Origin of the sequence: Streptomyces sp. NPDC051913, assembly GCF_044593635.1 — a bacterium.
In the GTDB taxonomy this organism is placed as follows: Bacteria; Actinomycetota; Actinomycetes; order Streptomycetales; family Streptomycetaceae; genus Streptomyces.
In genome coordinates this window covers 382,597-397,710 of sequence record NZ_JBIUCI010000004.1, presented here as the reverse complement: position 1 = coordinate 397,710, position 15,114 = coordinate 382,597, and the positions used below count along the sequence as shown (strand labels likewise).

The following is a 15,114-nucleotide window of genomic DNA, read 5'->3' as shown; positions in this document are numbered from 1 at the left end:
GCGCCCCAGAGGCGGTTGAACGCGGTAGAACAGGGGAGTCGGCACGGGGGACGACGTGCCGTGTGGACGGTCGAAGGACGGTGCGTGCGATGAGTGCAGCCCGGTCTCCCGTCGCCGAGGGCGACGGACCGGTGCGCGGGGCGGTACGGCCCAGCGGGCTGCTCGATGTACTGGGCGTGGCTTCGGTCGTGCTGGACGCCCAGGGCCGCATCGTGCTGTGGAGCCCCCAGGCCGAGGAGCTGTTCGGCTACTCGGCGCGCGAGGCGCTCGGCGAGTACGCCGCCCGGATCATGGTCCACGAGCAGTACCTCGACCTCGTCGTGAAGCTCTTCGCCGACGTCATGGCCACCGGGCAGAGCTGGGCCGGTGCCTTCCCGATCCGGCGCAAGGACGGCACCACCCGTCTGGTGGAGTTCCGCAACATGCGGCTCCTCGACGACCACGGGGACGTGTTCGCGCTCGGCCTCGCGGCCGACCAGTCCACCGTGCGCGGCCTGGAGCGGGACGTGGCGCTGTCGACCCGGGTGGTGGCGCACTCCCCCATCGGACTCGCCGTCCTGGACACCGATCTGCGGTACGTCTCCGTCAACCCGGCACTCGAACGGCTCAACGGCATCCCGGCCGACGACCACCTCGGCCGGACCGTCCGCGAGGTCCTCCCGCACATCGACGCCGACGCCCTCGACGCGGCGGCGCGCGAGGTCCTCAGGACCGGCCGCCCGATCGTCGACCGGGAGACCGTCGGCCGTACGCCGGCCGACCCGGAGGAGGAGCACACCTGGTCGATCTCGCTGTACCGCCTGGAGGACGCGCTCGGCACCGTGCTGGGTGTGGCCGCCTCGGTCGTGGACATCACCGAGCAGCACCGGGCGACCGTCGAGGCGGAGGCGGCGCGGCGGCGCCTGACCGTCATCGCGGACGCCTCCGCCCGGATCGGCACCACCCTGGAGCTGGACCGCACCGCCCGCGAGCTGGCCGACGTCGCCGTACCGGAGCTCGCGGACATAGCCGCCGTGGATCTGCTGGAGGCGGTGGTCGACGGTAGACGCAGCAGTCTCGGCCCGAGCGAGCCGGCCGTGATCCGTGCCCTCGCCGTCAAGGCGGAGGACGACGACTCGGCCGCCCTGGGCGCGGCGGACCCGCCGGGGCAGGTCGCCCGGTACGGCCCGGACCGCCTGGTCACCGAGTGTGTGCGCAGCGGCGATCCGGTGCTGGTGGCCGAGGTCCAGGAGGCCGATCTGCCGCGCATCGCCCGTTCCCCGGAAGCGGCCGGGTTGCTGGCCCGCGCGGGCGTGCACTCGTATCTGGCCGTGCCGTTGATCGCGCGCGGTGAGGTGCTCGGCGCCCTCGACCTCAAACGCACCCGCAATCCGCTGCCGTTCAGCGAGGACGACGTACTGCTGGCCCGGGAGCTGGCGGCGCGGGCGGCCGTGCAGATCGACAACGCCCGCTGGTACCAGAACGCCCGCGACACCGCGCTGACCCTCCAGCGCAGCCTGCTGCCCAGCCATCCGCCGGTGACGGGCGGCCTGGAGGTCGCCTCCCGCTACCAGCCCGCCGGGGCGACGGCCGAGGTCGGCGGCGACTGGTTCGACGTGATCCCCCTCGACGGCTGCAAGACCGCGCTCGTCGTCGGCGATGTGATGGGCAGCGGTATCAACGCCGCCGCCACCATGGGCCGGCTGCGCACCGCGACCAACACACTGGCCTCCCTCGACCTCGAACCGGCCCGGCTGCTGGAGCACCTGGACCGGATCACCCAGGATCTGGACCACTCCATCGCGACCTGTGTCTACGCCGTCCACGACCCGCGTCTGCGGCAGTGCCGGATCGCCAACGCCGGGCATCTGCCACCGGTACGGCTGCGTGCCGGGCGCAAGCCCGAACTCCTCGAACTGCCCACCGGGGCGCCGCTGGGCGTGGGCGGGGTCGCCTTCTCCACCACGACCGTCGACCTCGACCCCGGTGACCGGCTGGTCCTCTACACGGACGGCCTCGTCGAGACCCGCCAGCATCCGCTCGACGAGCGCCTCGACGCGCTCCTGGACCTCCTCGACGGCCCCGACCGCGCCCTGGAGGAGGTCTGCGACCTCCTCGTCCGCACCCTGCACCAGCCCGACAACTCCGACGACGTCGCGCTGCTCATCGCCCGTGTGCAGACACCGAGTTGACGATCACGGACGCGCACGCGGATTCACAGGCAGGCATTACCCGCTTCTTACCGGCCGCCCACGACAATCTCAGCAAGGCACGGCACGAGGACGCCGGTGGGAGCGAGCCATGACGGACGATCCGGATCAGGAAGCGACACCGCCCGAGGTGCTCGTCGGGCATGGCGCAGGCGCCGAACGCACTCCGCTGCGGGACCGCTGGCAGCGGCAGCCGGTCCGTGTCCGGGCGGTGACGGCAGCCGCGGCTGCCGCCGTCCTCACCCTCGGCGGCACGGCCCTCGCGTACGCCGCGACCTCCTCGGGCCCGGACGGCGGGGCCACGCCCTCCGCCTCGGGTTCGGCGTCGCCCTCGCCCGACGGGCCCCGGCACGGCTGGGGGTTCGCCGGTGGCGAAGGAGTGCACGGGGAGACGACCGTCAAGGACCGCGACACCGGCGAGTGGGTCGTCCGGGTGTGGCAGCGCGGCACCGTCGAGAAGGTGGACGGCGACCAGGTCACCGTGAAGAGCGAGGACGGCGCCGCGTGGACGTGGACCGTGCCGTCCGACGCGACGGTGCTGCGGGACGGCGACAAGGGTGCGGGCGCCGGGGACGTGCAGAAGGGCGAGACGGTGCATGTGTCCGGTACGCGCTCCGGCGACGGCACCCGGACCGCCGACCACGTCCTCGCGGGCACCTGGGAGAAGTCGGACGCGGGCACGTGGCGGGACAAGGTGCCGGGCCCGGAGAACTGGCGTGACGGGTTCCCCGGGCACGGCGGCCCCGGCCGTGGCGGCCTGCCGACACCGTCGCCGTCGGAGAGCGGCGCCACCACCTGACACCGCTCCCTCGCTGACGGGTCAGGCCCTGACGCCGACCACCACGTTGGCGTACAGCTCCTCCGAGCCGAACAGACGCGCCGTCAGGCCGCTGCGGGTGAAGGCGTCGACGGCTGCCGGGGCCTGACGCTCGCTCGTCTCGACGAGCAGGCAGCCGCCGGGGGCGAGCCATCGGGGCGCCTCGGCGGCCACCCGCCGCAGCACGTCCAGCCCGTCCGAGCCGCCGTCCAGGGCGACCAGGGGTTCATGGTCGCGGGCCTCCGCGGGGAGCAGTCCGACCTCCTCGGAGGGGACGTACGGCACGTTCGCCGCGAGGATGTCCACGCGCCCGCGCAGCCGCACCGGCAGCGCCTCGAAGAGGTCGCCCGCGTGGACGTGACCGGCGAAGGCGGCGACATTGCGGCGGGCGCAGCGCACGGCCGCCGGGTCTATGTCGGCGGCGTGGAGTTCGGCGCCGCCGAGCGCGTCGGCCAGGGCCGCGCCGACCGCGCCCGAACCGCAGCACAGGTCCACGAGCACGGCGGCGTCGGGGGCATGGGCGAGGGCCTGCTCGACCAGGAACTCGGTGCGGCGCCGGGGGACGAAGACCCCGGGGTCGACGGTGATGCGCAGGCCGCGGAACTCGGCCCAGCCGACGACGAGTTCGAGGGGGACGCCGGTCGCGCGGCGGTCCACCATGGCCGTCAGTTCGTCCGGGGTGCGGGCGGTGGCGAGGATCAACTCCGCCTCGTCCTCGGCGAAGACACAGCCGGCGGAGCGCAGCGCGGCCACGACGGACTCACGGGAGGCGGGAGTTGAGGAAGGAGAAGTGGGAGGCATGGATGCCGAGGGCCTTTCGGTAGCCGAAGGGCGCTCTCGCGGTCACCTGTTACCGGTGGTCCGCGCCGACTCGGGGAGAGAGCACCCGACCTGACACAGCGGTAATGGGTCCCACCTCCTCGGTTCACCGGTCGGGACCGCCCTCGACCGGACGGTCACCTTACCCGAAGGATCACCCCCCGACCGTCTCAGTGGTCGACTTATACAACCCTCACTTCAAGTTGTACTGTGCAACCAGAAGGGGACGAAGGTCCGGAGGAGGGTTTTCGTGGACGCGACCGAGGCCGTCGAGAGCATCCAGCGCGAGATGACGGTCTTCGCCCGTCGCGCCCGGGCCTCGGCGGGGCGTCTGCACCCCGAACTGTCGCTGGTCTCGTACACCCTGCTCGGGCATCTGGAGGAGCGCGACGGCTGCCGGGCGACCGACCTGGCCGCGCACTACGCCCTCGACAAGTCCACCGTCAGCCGCCAGGTGGCCGCCCTGGAGCGCGCCGCGCTCGTCGAGCGGCGCGTCGATCCGGACGACCACCGGGTGCAGGTGCTGCATCTGACCGAGACCGGCCGGGAGATCCTCGCCCAGGTCACCGTGAGCCGCAGGGCCGCGTTCAAGGAGCGGCTCGCCGACTGGCCGGAGGAGGATCTCGTACGGTTCGCCGGTTATCTCGTGCGGTACAACGCCCCCGGCACGACCTAGGACACCGCCACCAGCCGTTCCGGAGCCCGGGCCGCCGCGAACGCGGTGGTGCGACGCAGCCGGAAGCCGAGGGCCTCGTACAGCCGGATGGCGTTGGTGTTCTGGGCGCTGGTGTGCAGGAACGGGGTCTCGCCGCGCTCTCTGATGCCGTGCGCGACGGCGAGGATCAGCCGGGTCGCCAGGCCCTCGCCGCGGAACGCGGGGTCGGTGCAGACCGCGCTGATCTCGGTCCACCCCGGCGGATGCAGCCGCTCCCCCGCCATGGCGACGAGGGCGCCCTCCCGTCGTATGCCCAGGTAGGTGCCCAGCTCGATGGTGCGGGGCAGGAAGGGGCCGGGCCGGGTGCGCTCGATCAGGTCGAGGATCTCGGGCACGTCGGCGGGGCCGAGGGGGACGGCCTCCGGTTCGGGGGCGGCGGCGAGTCCGTCGTCCACGAACTGCACGCCCTCCATCCGGAACGTGATCTCCCAGCCCGTCGGCACCTCGCCGCGGAAGCCCGGCAGCGGCACCTCGGCCCCGGGTCCCGCGAGCGCCGCGAGGTCCGCCCAGTCGTCGGGGCTCGGGTCCTCGGGCAGCGCCAGCCACGGGGAGACGTCGACGGGGTAGCGCAGGACGCGACCGCGCCGTTCGGCGAAGTGGGCGTGGGGACCGGTGAGGGAGGCGAGGGCGGGGTTGTCGAGGACGTGGGCCGGGGCCACCCGCGCGATGCCGAGATCGGTCATCGGGCCACCTCGATCACGACCTTGCCGCGGGCGTGGCCTTCCTCGACGGTGCGCAGGGCTTCGCCGGCCTCGTCGAGGGGGAAGCGCCGGATGACGTGCGGGTCGAGGTCGCCGTTGACCACGAGGTGGGCGACGGCGTCCAGGACGGTGGCCGTGCGGGCCCGGGAAACGCGTGCGCCGCCCAGTTCCGCGACCACCTCGGGCGGTGCCCCGGCGGTGATCAGTTTCGTACGGTCGGTGAGCAGGAGGGCGGCCTCGGTCAGCACCTCGCCGCCGACGAGGTCGTAGACCCCGTCGACACCGTCCGGTGCCGCCGCTGCGGCGCGTTCGGTCCAGCCCGGTCCGGAGGGGACGTGGACGGCTCCGAGCGACTCGACGAAGTCCTTCTTGCCCTCGCTCGCGAGGCCCAGCACCCGCACCCCGCCCGCCCGGGCGATCTGCACGGCCGCCGCGCCGACCCCGCCGCCCGCACCGGTGACCAGCAGGGTCGCCCCGCTCGGCAGATCGAGCTGGCGCACCCCGTCGTACGCGGTCGCGGCGGCGACGGGCAGGGTCGCGGCGTCGGCGAAGGAGAGCCCGGCGGGCTTGTGCGCGGTGAGCGCGGCGGGGAGCAGGGCGTACTCGGCGTACCCGCCGGCCGCGGTGTTGCCGAACACCTCGTCGCCCGCACCGAAGCCTTCGACGTCCGCGCCGATCTCCTCGACGACGCCCGAGACCTCGCTGCCGAAGACGGCCGGGAAGGTGCGCTCGTCGGAGTCCGTGGGGCGGCGGTATCCGGTGCGCAGCTTCCAGTCGACGGGGTTCACGCCCGCGACCCGCACCGCGACCAGGATCTGACCGGGTCCGGGGACGGGCCGGTCGGCCTCGACGAGGGCCTCCGTCTCCGGTCCTCCGTACCGCGTGAAGACGTACGCCTTGGGCATGACTCCCACTCTCCTTCGCTCGCGCCGGGCATCAGGCGGCAAGGAAGATCCGCGGACGGCTATTCCCGGGTCGGCGGAGTGTTCATACGCGCTTAACGAATGCCGCCGTGTTCACACAGCCGCCATGATCGGGGCCCCTGACCAGGGACGGAGCACACGCGGCGACAGCGTACGGTTGAACCATGAACGTCACCCGAGGCTTCGCCGGACGCCCCCGCGTCCACAACACCGGGCTGCCGCCCGGTCAGTACGACGCGGGCGACGACTGGCCCGTGCTGTCCGCGGAGGTCACGCCGGAGCTGTCGCCGGCCGACTGGACCTTCCGCGTCGACGGGCTGGTCGAGGAACCCCGCACCTGGGACTGGGACGAGGCGCACACGCTGCCCGGTTCGGTGTACGAGGGTGAAATCCACTGTGTGACGAGCTGGTCGAAGTTCGGCGTGCGGTTCGCAGGCGTGTCCCTGGACGCCTTCCTGGACCTGGTGCGCCCCCGGGCATCCGCCACCCATGTCGTCGCCTACTCGCACACGGGATACACCACGAACCTGCCGCTGGCGGACGTCACGGGAGGCAAGGCGTGGCTCGCCTGGGAGTTCGACGGCAAGCCGCTGGCCGCCGAGCACGGTGGGCCGGCGCGGCTGCTGGTGCCGCATCTGTACTTCTGGAAGAGCGCCAAGTGGATCGCGGGGCTCAGGATCCTCGACCACGACGAGCCCGGGTTCTGGGAGCAGAACGGCTATCACGCGCGGGGCAACCCGTGGGAGGAGCAGAGGTACTCCGGTGACTGAGACCTCCGTCTCCCCCAGGGACATCTTCACGCCTGTCACACGGTTCGCCGTGCCCGGACGCATCGCCGTGAGCAACCGGGCCGCCGCGCTGTGGCAGACCGCGACGCTCACCGAGATCCGCCGTGAGACCCCGCACGCGGCGACCTACCGGTTCGCGGTGCCCGCCTGGGCCGGTCATCTGCCGGGCCAGCACCTGATGCTGCGGCTGACCGCCGAGGACGGCTATGTGGCCCAGCGCCACTACTCGATCGCGTCCGCGCCCGACGACGCGGGGCACATCGAACTGACCCTGGACCATGTCGAGGGCGGCGAGGTGTCGGGCTGGTTCCACACGGTCGCCAGGCCCGGCGACCAGGTCGAGGTGCGCGGGCCGCTGAGCGGCTTCTTCGCCTGGCCGGGCGACCGGCCCGCGCTGCTGATCGGCGCCGGCTCCGGGGTCGTACCGCTGATGTCGATGGTGCGGCACCATCGGGCGCGTGGGCTGACCGTCCCGCTGCGCCTGCTGGTGTCCGCGCGCAGCCCCGAGGAACTCATCTACGCGGGCGAGTTGGGCGGCGAGACGACGCCCGTGTTCACGCGGAGCGCGCCGGAGGGCGTGGCGGTGGGACGTATGGCGGCGGCACATGTGGCGCCGCTCCTGGCCGAGGCGCCCGAGGGTGGGTGGGAGGCCTATGTGTGCGGGTCCAACGCCTTCGCCGAGCACGCCTCGCGGCTGCTGGTCGAGGCCGGGCAGCCGGTGGACCGGATCCGTATCGAGCGCTTCGGCTGACCCCTCCCCCGGTGGCCGTGCGAGGTCATGGTGCCGGGGTGGACAATGTCCTCCATACGGGGTATCGGACAACGATGTGGGCACTCGCACCGATGCGAGGAGGTCGACATGCGAACCCGGGTCCGCGGCTGGCGCTGGCGGCACAATCCGCTGCGGCGCCGGTCGGACGTCGTCGAGGCGTGGACGACGCTGGTCGTCGTCCTGCTGCTGCTCGTGGCCGCGCCTCTCGCCGGGGCGCTGACGGCTCGCTGGGCGCACCGCGAGGCACAGGCCGCCGCGGTGGCGCAGCGCGCCGACCGGCACAGCGTGCGGGCCGAGGTCGTCGGCCGGATCCCGGACGAACTGCCCACGGTGCAGGGCAGCCGGGCGCACTCCTTCCGTACGACGGTCTCCTGGACCGAGCCCGGTGAGGGGCGGCGGACGGCCACGGCCCGCGTCCCGGCCGGCTCGCACGACGGTGACGTCGTCACGGTCTGGTTCGACGCCCGGGGCCGCGACGTCCCCGCGCCGCCGAACGCCGTCGCGATCTGGCAGCACACCGTCACCATGGGCGTCTGCGCGGCGGCGGGCACGGTCGGCGTGATCCTCCTCGGCCGCCTCGCCGTACGCCATGTGTCCACCCGTCACCGCCTCGCCGAGTGGGAGGCGGAGTGGGCCCGCACCGAACCGGAGTGGACCCGCCGCCGCCCGGCGTGAGCGGGCACCCGGGCCCGACAGGACAGACCTCCGCACTTCCCTGACACCGCCCGCCCGACGGCACGACGGGGGAGGCGTCCTGACCCGAAGGAGGCGGGACGGCGTTCTGACCCGACGAAGGCAGGACGGCGTCCCGACCCGACGGCGACGGGACGGACGCCCTGACCCGACGGCGACGGGGTGGGCGTCCTGACCCGAAGGAGGCGGGACGGCGTCCTGACCCGAAGGAGGCGGGACGGCGTCCTGACCCGACGACGACGGAGCGGACGTCCTAACCCGACGGCGACGGGGCAGGCGTCCCCGACCCGACGACGACGGAACGGACGTCCTAACCCGACGGCGACGGGGTGGGCGTCCCCGACCCGACGACGACGGAACGGACGTCCGCGACCACCGAGCCGCCCGACAGGCGCCCCCGACCAGCAGAACCCTGGCAGGCGTCCCCCGCCCAAACAGCCGTGCGGCAGGCGTCCCCGCCCAACTGGCCGTGCGGCGGGCGTCCCCCGCCCAACTAGCCGTGCGGCAGGCGTCCCCGCCCAACTGGCCGTGCGGCGGGTGTCCCCCGCCCAACTAGCCGTGCGGCAGGCGTCCCCGCCCAACTGGCCGTGCGGCGGGCGTGACGCCCACAGGGTGCCCGTCCGCGTCCCCGTCGGCGCCCTGGCCCCATGCCGTCGGCCTTGTCGTGTACGTGAGTGCGCTTCGCATCGGCGCGGCCGGGGTTCTGGGCGGACCGCCACGCCCCGCCACCGCCCTAATCCACCCGCTGCATCCGACGCGCCACCCGCCCGTGGTCCCGCAGCGCGTCCCGCAGGCCCGGGAGGGTCGGTTCGCCGTGGTCGACCAGTACCCGGCCGGCGACCACCGTCGTCCAGGCGCGTGCCGGGCCGCAGCGCAGCCAGGACTCGACCGGGTCGGTCAACGCGCCCGCGAGGGCGATCTCGTGGAGGTCCCAGACGACGAGGTCGGCGCAGGCGCCGGGGCGGAGGTGGCCGATCTCGTCGGCACGGCCCAGGCAGCGGGCAGAGCCTCGGGTGGCCATGTCGAGGGCGTCGCGGGCGGTCATGGCGCCGGGGCCACCGCGGTAGCGGCCCAGCAGCAGGGCGTTCCGGGTCTCCATCCAGAGGGAGGCGTGGTCGGTGGAGGCGGAGCCGTCGCAGCCGATGCCGACGGGCAGACCGAGTGCGCGCATCTCGCCGACGCGGGCCGTGCCGCCGCCGATCAGCATGTTGGAGCTGGGGCAGTGGGCCACACCGACGCCCGCGTCCGCGAGGCGGCGCAGCTCGGCGTCGTTCGGGTAGATGCAGTGGGCCACCCAGGTGCGGTCGCTCATCCAGCCGCAGTCCTCGAAGTACTCGACGGGCCGGCAGCCGTACGTCTCCAGGCAGTAGGTGTCCTCGTCGTGGTCCTCGGCGAGGTGCGTGTGGAGGCGGACGTCGTAGCGCTCGGCGAGTTCCGCGGTGGCCGTCATGACCTCCTTGGTCACCGAGAACGGTGAGCAGGGCGCGAGCGCGACGCGGATCAGGGCGCCCGGCTCGGGATCGTGGTGGGCCTTGATCAGGCGCTCGCTGTCGGCCAGGACCTCGTCCATGGACTGCGTGACGCTCCTCGGCGGCAGTCCCCCCTCCTCCACGGACCGGGTCATCGAGCCACGGGTCGCGTGGAAGCGGAAGCCGATGTCGCGGGCCGCGCGGATCTCGGCGTCGACGAGGCGCGGACGCGGGTGGACGTAGAGGTGGTCGGAGGAGGTGGTGCAGCCGCCCATGAGGAGTTCGGCCATGCCGACGTACGCCGACACGTACGCAGCCTCCTCGTCGAGGCCGGCCCACAACGGGTACAGCGTGGTCAGCCAGTCGAAGAGGGTGCCGTTGACGGCGGGGGCGTAGGAACGGGTGAGGTTCTGGTAGATGTGATGGTGGGTGTTGACCAGGCCCGGTGTGACCAGCCGCCCTGCCGCAGAGACGGTGGTGGCGGCCTGGGGTTCGCTTCCCGCCGTTCCGACGCCGGTGACCCGACCACCTGTTATGGCGACCCAGCCGCCCGGAATCTCCCGCTCTCCGTCCACGACGAGCAGGTCGGCATCCCTGACCAGCAGTTCGACATTCCGAACAGGCACTTCGGAGGCAGCTGACATGGCGCCATCGTAGGCCCGTCACCCGGCGCAGGCCTGGCGATTCATCGGACCACCCACGTACGGTGTGATCATCCGCACCCGTCGTCCGCGCGCCTCACCCACTCGCCTCATCCACGCGCCTCATCCACACTCCTCATCCCAAAGGCGGTCCTACATGGCCCTGTTCGACCTTCCCCTCGATGAGCTCCGCACGTATCGCAGCACGTCGCCGGAGCCCGAGGGCTTCGACGCGTTCTGGTCCAAGACCCTCCAGGAGGCCAGGGAGCACGACCTGGACGCCCGGTTCGAGCCCGTCGACACGGGGCTCGCCACGGTGCGGGTGTACGACGTGACGTTCGCGGGGTTCGGCGGTCACCCGGTGAAGGGCTGGCTCACCGTGCCCGCCGCGGCCACGGAACCCCTCCCGGTCGTCGTGGAGTTCGTGGGCTACGGACTCGGCCGCGGGCTGGCGCACGAGCATCTGCTGTGGGCGTCGACGGGCCGCGCGCACTTCGTGATGGACACGCGCGGCCAGGGCAGCGGCAACGGCGGCGGTGGCGCCACGGCCGATCCGGTCGGGGCGGGTCCCTCCTACCCCGGTTACATGACCCGGGGCATCGAGTCGCCCGAGACGTACTACTACCGCCGTCTGTTCACCGACGCCGTACGTGCCGTCGAGGCGGCCCGTACGCATCCGCTCGTCGACCCCGCGCGCACCGCGGTCACCGGCATCAGCCAGGGCGGCGGCATCACGCTCGCGGTGGGCGGGCTGGTGCCGGACCTGGTGGCGGTCGCGCCGGACGTGCCGTTCCTGTGCCACTTCCCGCGCGCGGCGACCGTGACGGACCGTCACCCGTACCGCGAGATCGGCCTGTTCCTCAGGACGCACCGCGGTCGCACCGAGGACACCCTGCGCACCCTCTCCTACTTCGACGGTGTCCACTTCGCCGCGCGCGGCAGCGCTCCGGCCCTCTTCTCGACGGCCCTGGAGGACCTGACCTGCCCGCCCTCGACCGTGTTCGCGGCGTTCAACAACTGGGCGCACGACGACAAGGAGATCGAGGTCTACGACTTCAACGACCATGAGGGCGGCGGCCCTTACCAGGAGGCGGCCAAGCTCCGCTGGCTGCGCTCGCGTCTCTGAGGAACATCGGACACCCTTCCTTCCCGTCCGACCAGTCGGTACGTTCACTGGGTCCGGGCCGCGCTGTCGCGGCCCGGCTTTCCGATGGACGACACGGAGGCGGCGCATGTCCGATCACGAACCCTTGGTCCACGGCCACTGCGACGGACGGTTCGCGGCGGTGCGCGAGGCGTTCGAGGAGAACTTCCGGGACCGGGGCGAGCTGGGTGCCGCCGTCGCCGTGACGGTCGACGGGCGGGTCGTGGTCGATCTGTGGGGCGGCTGGGCGGACGCGGCGCACACCAGGAGGTGGGAGCGGGACACCCTGGTCAACGTCTGGTCGACGTCGAAGGGGCCGACGGCCCTGTGCGCGCACATCCTCGCCGACCGGGGGCTGCTCGACCTCGACGCGCCGGTGGCCGCGTACTGGCCCGAGTTCGCCGCGGCGGGCAAGGAGAAGGTGCTCGTACGGCATCTGCTGTCGCACCGGGCGGGGCTGTCCGGCCCCCGCGCGCCGCACTCGCTCCAGGAGCTGTACGACTGGGAGTTCACGGTGCGCCGACTGGCGGCGACGGAGCCCTGGTGGGAGCCGGGGACACGGTCGGGGTATCACGCCCTGACGTACGGCTTCCTGGTCGGGGAAGTGGTGCGGCGGGTCTCGGGGCTGCTGCCGGGGGCCTTCCTTCGACGGGAGGTGACCGGGCCGCTCGGGATCGACTTCGGCATCGGGCTGCCGGAGCAGGAGTACGGCCGGGCGGCCGAGCTGGTACACATGGCGCCGGCGTCGGGCGGCGAACAGGGGGCCGCGGCCGTCCAGTTGCCGCCGTTGGCGCTCGCCGCGCTGGCCAACCCCGTGATGGGCGCGGCGGACGCCAACGCGTCGGGGTGGCGGGCCGCCGAGATCCCTGCCGCCAACGGGCACGGCACCGCGCGTGCGGTGGCCCGGCTGTACGGCGTCTTCGCGGGCCGGGGCAGCCTGGACGGCCGTCGGATCCTGTCCCCCGAGGCGGCCGAGCGGGTGCGCGAGGGACAAGGCGTCTGCCGGGACCTGGTGTTGGGCGCCGGGCTCGGCCGGGACACCGAGGTGGGGCTCGGGCTGTGGCTGAGCGGGGAGAGCGGATCGTACGGGCCGAACCCGCGCGCTTTCGGACATGACGGCTTCGGCGGCTCGTGCGGTCTTGCCGACCCGGAGGCGGGGGTGTCGGTCGGGTACGTCATGAACCGGATGGGGCCTCACATCGCCGATGACCCGAGGAAGACGGCGCTCGTCGACGCCCTGTACCGGGCGTTGTGAGCGGCGGTCCGTTTCGGCCGAACCGCCCGGCCGCTCTTCCCTGGTGGTTTAGACCAATGCTAGATCTGGTGGCGCAATGAGCCCGCACGGCTACCGCACGTCACCAACAGGAGGCGCGGCATGGCCCGCACCACCCCGCACGAGGACCAACCGCTCTACTGGAGGATCGCCACGCAGTTGCTCGGGGAACTGCGCGACGGAACCGTCCCGCCCGGTGAACGGCTGCCGGGCGAGCGGCGGTTGGCGGAGCACTTCGGCGTCAGCAGAGAGACCGTACGGCAGGCCCTCGAGGTGCTGCGGCGCAGCGGTCTGGTCGCCACCGACCGGCGCGGCAGCCATGCCGCGCTGCCGAACGAACCGGTCCGGACGCCGTCCGCGCTCGCGTTCCCGGTCGGCGCCGCGCACACCCGCGCCGCCGACCGAGCCACCGTCGCCTGGGAGACCCCGCCACCCGGGCACGCCGAGGCGCTGGGGCTCGCCCCGCACCGGCCGACCCTCGTGCACCGCTACGAGTCGGCCGGCACCGGCGGCCACCGCACGGCCGTGACGTCCTTCTCCGCGGTGGCGCTGGCCGAGGTCGAGGAGCTGGGCCGCTACCGGGACCGGGCCGACGGCACCACCGCGGCCCAGCTGGGGCGGGCGTACGACTGGATGCGACGGGCGGGGCTGACCCTGCACCACCGCGACTCCATCACCCCGCTCGCGGACACGCCGTCGGTCCGAGTGACCCGGCGGGTGCACGACCAGTACGCCCGCCCGCTGGAGATCACCGACCTGGTACTGGAGCCCCAACAGGACGCGCTGGTCTATGAGTTCACCCTGCCGGCCGACGGAAGCACCACTGGGCCGCCGACCCCGCCGAATCCAGCCGCTCGGTGACCGTATCGGCGGGGAACCTGGGGCGGGGGGCCGACCCTCCCCGCAACCGGCCCCCGCCCCTCAGCGCGGCAGGCTCGCCACCACCATGCGCACGCGCGGGCTCCCGTCGCCGCGCCGCCCGAACTCCGGCAGGGCCGCCAGGTCGACACGGAACCCGGTGGCCTCCAGTTCCCGGCGCACCTCCCCCAGCCGGAAGGCCCGGTAGTACATGACGAACGGAGGTCGCCACACCGCGTTGCGCACCCGCATGACCAGGTCGAAGCCCAGCAGCATCCAGTAGCCGAGCGACAGGGGGCGGGGCGGCGCGACCACCGGGAAGACGAAGCGACCTCCCGGCCGCAGCACGGAGCGGACCTGACCGAAGAGCCCCGGAAGCTCGCGCGGCAGGAAGTGCCCGAAGGCCCCGAAGCTGACGACGAGGTCGAAGGCGGGGCCGAACGGCAGGGCCCTGGCGTCCCCGCGCACCCAGTCGACCCGCGGGCCGGCGTCGCGGGGCCGTACGCGGTCGCGTGCCACGGCCAGCATCCCCGCACTGAAGTCGACGCCGGTGACGCTCTGCCGGCAGACCCGCGCGAGCACCTCCACGCCGGCACCCGTGCCGCAGCACAGATCGAGGCCGGCGTCGAAGCGGCCGCCGCGGGCCAGCGCCTTCGCGACGGAGTCCAGCACGGAGTCGGGGGTGCGGAAGGGCGTGTGGTCGAACTTCGGGGCGAACAGGTCGTAGCCGTGTTCCACGGACGACAGGGCCTGGACGGCGAGTTCGCGCAGGCTCGGGCCTTCGGGGCTGAACATCGCGTCAGCTTAGGCGAGCACCGGCCTGCCCCCATGGACATGCGGTCGATCGGGGTCTAGCCTCATCCACACCTACTCAACAAATTGACTATGAGATGAGGTCGGATGCGCGCTTTCCGTGAGGCCGTCGAGGCATGGGACTTCGATGCCGTCGAGGCGCTGCTGGCGGAGGACGTGGTGTTCACCAGCCCGGTGGTCTTCAAGCCGTACCCGGGCAAGGCGATCACGGCCGCGATCCTGCGCGGGGTGTCGCGGGTCTTCGAGGACTTCCGCTACGTGCGTGAGATCGAGGGGACGGACGGCGAGAACCACGCGCTCGTCTTCACCGCGCGGGTCGGCGACCGCGAGCTCACCGGCTGCGACTTCCTGCATGTGAACGAGGACGGTCTGATCGACGAGTTCATGGTCATGGTCCGCCCGCTCTCGGGCGCCCAGGCCTTGGCGGAGGCCATGGGCGCCCAGTTCGAACAGATCGAGAAGGAGGCCCGGGCGCGGCTGACGTGACGGCCGCGCCCGC

The 15,114-nt window shown here is 73.0% G+C and carries 15 protein-coding genes; 10 read left to right on the top strand and 5 right to left on the bottom strand.

The genetic code is table 11. From position 1 onward, the window contains the following. Positions 1–89: 89 nt before the first annotated feature. Positions 90–2,171: a SpoIIE family protein phosphatase gene (locus tag ACIHIX_RS14365; protein ID WP_399954684.1), complete on the top strand. Its 2,082-nt coding sequence runs from the start codon at positions 90–92 to the stop codon at positions 2,169–2,171. A gap of 109 nt (positions 2,172–2,280) precedes the next feature. Then, positions 2,281–2,988: a DUF5666 domain-containing protein gene (locus ACIHIX_RS14360; protein ID WP_399954681.1), complete on the top strand. Its 708-nt coding sequence runs from the start codon at positions 2,281–2,283 to the stop codon at positions 2,986–2,988. 21 nt (positions 2,989–3,009) lie between these two features. On the opposite strand, the gene ACIHIX_RS14355 is transcribed toward ACIHIX_RS14360, so the two are convergent. Then, the gene (locus ACIHIX_RS14355; RefSeq protein WP_399954678.1) at positions 3,010–3,807 is read right to left on the bottom strand and encodes a putative protein N(5)-glutamine methyltransferase; all 798 of its coding nucleotides are present in this window, start codon (positions 3,805–3,807) and stop codon (positions 3,010–3,012) included. Positions 3,808–4,114: 307 nt separating this feature from the next. Here ACIHIX_RS14355 and ACIHIX_RS14350 point away from each other — a divergent pair, with 307 nt between their 5' ends. Then, positions 4,115–4,501, top strand: a complete 387-nt coding sequence (locus tag ACIHIX_RS14350; protein WP_399955597.1) for a MarR family winged helix-turn-helix transcriptional regulator — start codon at positions 4,115–4,117, stop codon at positions 4,499–4,501. On the opposite strand, the gene ACIHIX_RS14345 is transcribed toward ACIHIX_RS14350, so the two are convergent. Together ACIHIX_RS14345 and ACIHIX_RS14340 are read right to left on the bottom strand one after the other, a co-directional pair. Next, complete coding sequence (locus tag ACIHIX_RS14345) at positions 4,498–5,223, bottom strand: GNAT family N-acetyltransferase (protein ID WP_399954676.1); 726 nt, start codon at positions 5,221–5,223, stop codon at positions 4,498–4,500. The two genes, ACIHIX_RS14350 and ACIHIX_RS14345, sit on opposite strands and share 4 nt — an antisense overlap. Next, complete coding sequence (locus ACIHIX_RS14340; RefSeq protein WP_399954673.1) at positions 5,220–6,146, bottom strand: NADP-dependent oxidoreductase; 927 nt, start codon at positions 6,144–6,146, stop codon at positions 5,220–5,222. Before ACIHIX_RS14340 ends, ACIHIX_RS14345 begins: the two co-directional genes overlap by 4 nt. A 182-nt stretch (positions 6,147–6,328) precedes the next feature. Here ACIHIX_RS14340 and ACIHIX_RS14335 point away from each other — a divergent pair, with 182 nt between their 5' ends. The 3 genes from ACIHIX_RS14335 (at position 6,329) to ACIHIX_RS14325 (ending at position 8,399) form a co-directional block, all read left to right on the top strand. Beyond that, entirely contained in the window at positions 6,329–6,934 is a 606-nt protein-coding gene (locus ACIHIX_RS14335) for a sulfite oxidase-like oxidoreductase (protein ID WP_399954670.1), read from the top strand. Beyond that, positions 6,927–7,703: a ferredoxin reductase gene (locus ACIHIX_RS14330; protein WP_399954667.1), complete on the top strand. Its 777-nt coding sequence runs from the start codon at positions 6,927–6,929 to the stop codon at positions 7,701–7,703. Before ACIHIX_RS14335 ends, ACIHIX_RS14330 begins: the two co-directional genes overlap by 8 nt. A 108-nt stretch (positions 7,704–7,811) precedes the next feature. Further along, a complete protein-coding gene (locus tag ACIHIX_RS14325) occupies positions 7,812–8,399 on the top strand; it encodes a hypothetical protein (RefSeq protein ID WP_399954664.1) in 588 nt (195 codons plus the stop codon). 751 nt (positions 8,400–9,150) lie between these two features. Here the strand turns inward: ACIHIX_RS14325 and ACIHIX_RS14320 are convergent. After that, complete coding sequence (locus ACIHIX_RS14320) at positions 9,151–10,530, bottom strand: 8-oxoguanine deaminase (protein ID WP_399954661.1); 1,380 nt, start codon at positions 10,528–10,530, stop codon at positions 9,151–9,153. A gap of 154 nt (positions 10,531–10,684) precedes the next feature. Between ACIHIX_RS14320 and ACIHIX_RS14315 the strand changes: the two genes are divergently transcribed. From ACIHIX_RS14315 to ACIHIX_RS14305, 3 genes are all read left to right on the top strand, one after another. Continuing rightward, positions 10,685–11,653, top strand: a complete 969-nt coding sequence (locus ACIHIX_RS14315) for an acetylxylan esterase (RefSeq protein WP_399954659.1) — start codon at positions 10,685–10,687, stop codon at positions 11,651–11,653. A gap of 106 nt (positions 11,654–11,759) precedes the next feature. Beyond that, complete coding sequence (locus ACIHIX_RS14310; RefSeq protein WP_399954656.1) at positions 11,760–12,926, top strand: serine hydrolase domain-containing protein; 1,167 nt, start codon at positions 11,760–11,762, stop codon at positions 12,924–12,926. Positions 12,927–13,046: 120 nt separating this feature from the next. After that, the gene (locus ACIHIX_RS14305; protein ID WP_399954653.1) at positions 13,047–13,805 is read left to right on the top strand and encodes a GntR family transcriptional regulator; all 759 of its coding nucleotides are present in this window, start codon (positions 13,047–13,049) and stop codon (positions 13,803–13,805) included. A 60-nt stretch (positions 13,806–13,865) separates the two neighbouring features. On the opposite strand, the gene ACIHIX_RS14300 is transcribed toward ACIHIX_RS14305, so the two are convergent. Next, positions 13,866–14,597, bottom strand: a complete 732-nt coding sequence (locus ACIHIX_RS14300) for a class I SAM-dependent methyltransferase (RefSeq protein ID WP_399954650.1) — start codon at positions 14,595–14,597, stop codon at positions 13,866–13,868. A gap of 105 nt (positions 14,598–14,702) precedes the next feature. Between ACIHIX_RS14300 and ACIHIX_RS14295 the strand changes: the two genes are divergently transcribed. Next, entirely contained in the window at positions 14,703–15,101 is a 399-nt protein-coding gene (locus tag ACIHIX_RS14295; RefSeq protein ID WP_399954647.1) for a nuclear transport factor 2 family protein, read from the top strand. Positions 15,102–15,114 lie beyond the last annotated feature (13 nt).

Coding starts and splice junctions, on each gene's coding strand:
- ACIHIX_RS14365 (WP_399954684.1), top strand. CDS start 90: ATGAGTGCAGCCCGGTCTCCCGTCGCCGAGGGCGACGGACCGGTGCGC.
- ACIHIX_RS14335 (WP_399954670.1), top strand. CDS start 6,329: ATGAACGTCACCCGAGGCTTCGCCGGACGCCCCCGCGTCCACAACACC.
- ACIHIX_RS14360 (WP_399954681.1), top strand. CDS start 2,281: ATGACGGACGATCCGGATCAGGAAGCGACACCGCCCGAGGTGCTCGTC.
- ACIHIX_RS14345 (WP_399954676.1), bottom strand. CDS start 5,223: ATGACCGATCTCGGCATCGCGCGGGTGGCCCCGGCCCACGTCCTCGAC.
- ACIHIX_RS14340 (WP_399954673.1), bottom strand. CDS start 6,146: ATGCCCAAGGCGTACGTCTTCACGCGGTACGGAGGACCGGAGACGGAG.
- ACIHIX_RS14320 (WP_399954661.1), bottom strand. CDS start 10,530: ATGTCAGCTGCCTCCGAAGTGCCTGTTCGGAATGTCGAACTGCTGGTC.
- ACIHIX_RS14300 (WP_399954650.1), bottom strand. CDS start 14,597: ATGTTCAGCCCCGAAGGCCCGAGCCTGCGCGAACTCGCCGTCCAGGCC.
- ACIHIX_RS14315 (WP_399954659.1), top strand. CDS start 10,685: ATGGCCCTGTTCGACCTTCCCCTCGATGAGCTCCGCACGTATCGCAGC.
- ACIHIX_RS14355 (WP_399954678.1), bottom strand. CDS start 3,807: ATGCCTCCCACTTCTCCTTCCTCAACTCCCGCCTCCCGTGAGTCCGTC.
- ACIHIX_RS14295 (WP_399954647.1), top strand. CDS start 14,703: ATGCGCGCTTTCCGTGAGGCCGTCGAGGCATGGGACTTCGATGCCGTC.
- ACIHIX_RS14310 (WP_399954656.1), top strand. CDS start 11,760: ATGTCCGATCACGAACCCTTGGTCCACGGCCACTGCGACGGACGGTTC.
- ACIHIX_RS14350 (WP_399955597.1), top strand. CDS start 4,115: ATGACGGTCTTCGCCCGTCGCGCCCGGGCCTCGGCGGGGCGTCTGCAC.
- ACIHIX_RS14305 (WP_399954653.1), top strand. CDS start 13,047: ATGGCCCGCACCACCCCGCACGAGGACCAACCGCTCTACTGGAGGATC.
- ACIHIX_RS14325 (WP_399954664.1), top strand. CDS start 7,812: ATGCGAACCCGGGTCCGCGGCTGGCGCTGGCGGCACAATCCGCTGCGG.